Source organism: Stenotrophomonas sp. Sm2128 (genome assembly GCF_030985535.1).
Lineage (GTDB): Bacteria > Pseudomonadota > Gammaproteobacteria > Xanthomonadales > Xanthomonadaceae > Stenotrophomonas > Stenotrophomonas maltophilia.
Map to the genome: position 1 here is coordinate 1 of NZ_JAPTFQ010000136.1, position 4,674 is coordinate 4,674.

A 4,674-nucleotide genomic window follows, 5' to 3' on the forward strand; every position below is an offset into this window, starting at 1 on the left:
CCATGGGTGAGGGCGCTTTGCTTGCGAAGCACTGCTTCGCAAGCGCCCGAACGCACAGCCGCCAGCGGCTGGGCCGGTCTGGGGGTTCACGGCGTGTCCCGGGCAGCCTCACCCACCCGGGCCCCACAGCCAACCAACAATCAGCCGGCAACGCCTTGATCCTTACAGCGCCTCGAAAATACCCGCTGCGCCCATGCCGGTGCCGATGCACATCGTCACCATGCCGTACTTCTGCTGGCGACGACGCAGGCCGTGCAGCAGGGTGGCGGTACGGATCGCGCCGGTCGCACCCAGCGGGTGGCCCAGGGCAATCGCGCCACCCAGCGGGTTCACCTTGCTCGGATCCAGGCCGCAATCGCGGATCACCGCCAGCGACTGCGCGGCGAAGGCTTCGTTGAGCTCGATCCAATCCAGCTGGTCCTGGGTCAGGCCGGCCTGCTTCAGTGCCTTCGGAATCGCAGCGATCGGGCCGATGCCCATCACTTCCGGGCGCACGCCGGCCACCGAGAAACTGACGAAACGGGCAAGCGGGGTCAGGCCGTAGTCCTTGATCGCCTGTTCCGAGGCCAGCAGCACGGCACCGGCGCCGTCGCTCATCTGCGACGAGTTGCCGGCGGTGACGGTGCCGCCGAACTGGCCGTTGCGGAACACCGGGCGCAGCTTGGCCAGGCCTTCAGCCGAGGAATCCGGGCGCGGGCCTTCGTCGGTGTCGGCGATCTTGTTGCGGGTGATGATGCGCTGGCCGTCGGCCAGGTCCGGCAGGTGCGAGACGATCTCGTACGGGCTGATCTCGTCCTTGAACTCGCCGTTCTGGATCGCGGCCATGGCCTTCTGGTGCGAGGCGAGGGCGAAGGCGTCCTGGTCTTCGCGCGAGACCTTCCACTCTTCGGCGACCTTCTCGGCAGTGATGCCCATGCCGTAGGCGATGGCCACGTGGTCGTTGTCGAACACGCTCGGCGCCATGGCGATCTTGTTGCCCATCATCGGCACCATCGACATCGACTCGGTGCCACCAGCCAGCATCAGGTCGGCGTTGCCCAGGCGGATCGCGTCGGCGGCCTGCGCCACGGCCTGCAGGCCGGAGGAGCAGAAGCGGTTCACGGTCTGTGCGGCGATGGTGTTGGGCAGGCCGGCCAGCAGCACGCCGATGCGCGCCACGTTCATGCCCTGCTCGGCTTCCGGCATGGCGCAGCCGATGATCGCGTCATCGATGCGGTTGACGTCCACGCCCGGGGCCTGGGCGACGACGCTGCGCAGCACGTGCGCAAGCATGTCGTCGGGGCGGGTGTTGCGGAACATGCCCTTGGGCGCCTTGCCGACCGGGGTACGGGTGGCGGCGACGATGTAGGCGTCCTGGATTTGCTTGGTCATTGCAGTGATCTCTCGAATTTTTTAGCCGGAGTGCCGACCAACGGTCGGCACCCACCAGAGGCAGAGGAGTGCCAACCAGGGGTCGGCACCCGCCATCAATCAGTTACGCAGCGGCTTGCCGGTCTTCAGCATGTGCGCGATGCGGGCCTGGGTCTTTTCCTGCTGGGCCAGTTCGACGAAGTGCTTGCGCTCCAGGGTCAGCAGCCACTCTTCGTCCACCAGGGTGCCGCGGTCGACCTTGCCACCGCACAGCACGGTGGCGATGCGTTCGGCGATCTCGTAGTCGTACGGGCTGATGAAACGGCCTTCCAGCATGTTGACCAGCATCATCTTGAAGGTGGCGATGCCCACGTCACCGGCCACCTGGATGCGGCGTGCCGGCAGCGGCGGACGGTAGCCCGCTTCGGCCAGTGCACGGGCTTCGGCCTTGGCGATGTGCAGGGCCTCGTAGCTGTTGAACACCACCTTGTCGGTACTGCGCAGCAGGCCCAGTTCCTTGGCGTTGACCGCCGAGTTGGACACCTTGGCCATCGCCACGGTCTCGAAGGTCTTCTTCAGTTCGGCGAACACGTCACCGCCCGGGCCTGCGGCCTGCGAGGCACGCACGGCCAGTTCCTTCAGGCCGCCACCGGCCGGCAGCAGGCCGACACCGGCCTCGACCAGGCCGATGTAGCTTTCCAGGAAGGCCACGGTCTTGGCGCTGTGCATCTGGAACTCGCAGCCGCCGCCCAGGGCCAGGCCACGCACCGCTGCCACCACCGGCACCAGCGAGTACTTGATGCGCTGGCTGGTGCGCTGGAAGTTGGCGACCATTTCCTCGAACTGGTCGACCTTGCCGGCCTGCAGCAGGCCCAATGCACCGGCCAGGTCGGCACCGGCGGAGAAGGGCTCCTTCTGCTGCCAGATCACCAGGCCCTGGAAGTCCTTCTCGGCGCGGCTCACGCATTCCTGCAGGCCGTCCAGCACCTGGTCGGACACGGTGTTCATCTTGGTCTTGAAGCTGACCACGGCGATGCCATCACCGTCGTGCCACATGCGCAGGCCGTCGTTCTCGAACACGGTCTCGCCCGGCGCGAACGTCTCGCCCAGCAGCGGATCCGGGAAACGCTGGCGCTGGTACACCGGCAGCGACGAGCGCGGCAGCTTGGCGTTGCGCGACGGGCTGTAGCTGCCCTCGGCGGCATGCACGCCGTCGCGGCCATCGAAGACCCAATCCGGCAGCGGGGCGTTGCTCATGCTCTTGCCGGCGACGATGTCATCGGCGATCCACTGCGCCACCTGCTTCCAGCCGGCGGCCTGCCAGGTTTCGAACGGGCCCAGCGACCAGCCGTAGCCCCAGCGGATGGCCAGGTCGACATCGCGCGCGGTCTCGGCAATGTCGGCCAGGTGGTAGGCGCTGTAGTGGAACAGATCGCGGAAGGTCGCCCACAGGAACTGCGCCTGCGGGTGCTGGCTCTCGCGCAGCTTGGCGAACTTCTCGGCCGGGTTCCTGATCTTCAGGATCTCGACCACGTCCGGTGCGGCAGTGCGGTCGGCCGGGCGGTAGTCCTGCTTCTCCAGGTCCAGCACGACGATGTCCTTGCCGACCTTGCGGAAGATGCCGGCGCCGGTCTTCTGGCCCAACGCGCCCTTGGAAATCAGCGCGTCCAGCCACTTCGGCGACTTGAAGAATTCATGCCACGGGTCATTCGGCAGGGTGTCGCCCATGGTCTTGATGACGTGGGCCATGGTGTCCAGGCCGACCACGTCGGAGGTGCGGTAGGTGGCCGACTTCGGGCGACCGACCAGCGGGCCGGTCAGGCCGTCCACTTCATCGAAGCCCAGGCCGAACTGCTGGGTGTGGTGGATGGTGGACAGGATCGAGAACACGCCGATGCGGTTGCCGATGAAGTTCGGGGTGTCCTTGGCGTACACCACGCCCTTGCCCAGGGTGGTGACCAGGAATGCTTCCAGTCCTTCCAGCACGGCGGCATCGGTGGTGGTGGCCGGGATCAGCTCGGCCAGGTGCATGTAGCGCGGCGGGTTGAAGAAGTGCACGCCGCAGAAGCGGTGGCGCAGCTGCTCGGGCAGCACGTCGGCCAGCTTGTTGATGCCCAGGCCCGAGGTATTGGAGGCCAGCACCGCGTGGTCGGCCACGAACGGGGCGATCTTCTTGTACAGGTCCTGCTTCCAGTCCATGCGCTCGGCGATGGCCTCGATGATCAGGTCGCAGTCCTTCAGCTGCTCCAGGCCGGACTCGTAGTTGGCCGGAGTGATGGCTTCGGCCAGCGACTTGCTGGCCAGCGGCGCCGGGCTCAGCTTGCCCAGGTTGGCGATCGCCTTCAGCACGATGCCGTCGGCCGGACCTTCCTTGGCAGGCAGGTCGAACAGCACGGTGTCGACGCCAGCATTGGTGAGATGGGCGGCGATCTGGGCACCCATGACGCCGGCACCCAGCACGGCGGCGCGGCGGACTAGCAGGGAATTGGACATGGTGTAGGGCCTTTGTTGGTCAGCAGTTACTGGGTGGAATCAAGGGAAGCGGGCAGGGCGCTGGCGCGTGCGGCGGCGCGGAACCCGGCTTCGGCGAAATGGATCAGTTCGTGGGCGGCATGGGCACGATGCGCCGCTTCGGTGACACCGGCGGGACGCTTGATCAGCCCGAAGTCGGCCATCGCATAGGTCAGCGAGCCGGCCAGGAAGTCGAGGCGCCAGTACAGCTCCTCCTTGCTCAGGTCCGGCACGCACTCGCCGATGGCCTTGCCGAACGCACGCAGCACGTGGCCGTAGTGGTCGGACAGGAACTTGCGCAGGTTGTCGTTCTTCTCGGCGTAGGCGCGGGCGATCACGCGCACGAAGGCGCCGCCGTTCTGGCGGTCCTGGGCCAGCGCCAGGGCCGGCTCGACGAAGGCCGCCAGCACCGGGCGCAGTTCACCCGGGTGCTCGGCGCGGGCGCGCTCGAGCTGCGACAGGCGGGCACCGGTCATCTCGTCCATGCGGCGGCGGAACACCTCGTTGACCAGGTTTTCCTTGGAGCCGAAGTGGTAGTTGACCGCGGCGATGTTGACGTCGGCCTGGCTGGTCACCTGGCGCAGCGAGGTGCCGGCGAAGCCGTGCTGGGCGAACAGCTCCTCGGCCGCGCCGAGAATCCGGTCCTTGGTCGAGAAGTGGGCGGGCTTGGCCATCGGTGGGCGGACCTTAATCAAACGATTGTTTGATACTAGGACCAGACGGTACCGTATGGCATTTTGCAGTGCAGCAAAATCGGCCGACCCGGTCAGATTTCACTCAGGTCGGTGAATGGGGTAGTGGGGGGGGGGGGGG

3 protein-coding genes are annotated in these 4,674 nt (G+C 66.8%); all 3 read right to left on the reverse strand.

Features of this window, described 5'->3' with window-relative positions; genetic code table 11:
• Positions 1-162: 162 nt before the first annotated feature.
• The 3 genes from O0K41_RS21925 to O0K41_RS21935 all read right to left on the reverse strand — a co-directional run bounded on the left by O0K41_RS21925 (position 163) and on the right by O0K41_RS21935 (position 4,535).
• Positions 163-1,371 carry an acetyl-CoA C-acyltransferase gene (locus tag O0K41_RS21925; RefSeq protein WP_005409292.1) on the reverse strand — a complete coding sequence of 403 codons (1,209 nt, stop codon included), beginning with the start codon at positions 1,369-1,371 and terminating at the stop codon, positions 163-165.
• Positions 1,372-1,470: 99 nt separating this feature from the next.
• Positions 1,471-3,843 (reverse strand): 3-hydroxyacyl-CoA dehydrogenase/enoyl-CoA hydratase family protein, encoded by a 2,373-nt coding sequence (locus O0K41_RS21930; protein WP_099605903.1) that lies wholly within the window; start codon positions 3,841-3,843, stop codon positions 1,471-1,473.
• Between the two features lie 26 nt (positions 3,844-3,869).
• Entirely contained in the window at positions 3,870-4,535 is a 666-nt protein-coding gene (locus O0K41_RS21935) for a TetR family transcriptional regulator (protein WP_005413120.1), read from the reverse strand.
• Between the last annotated feature and the right edge of the window lie 139 nt (positions 4,536-4,674).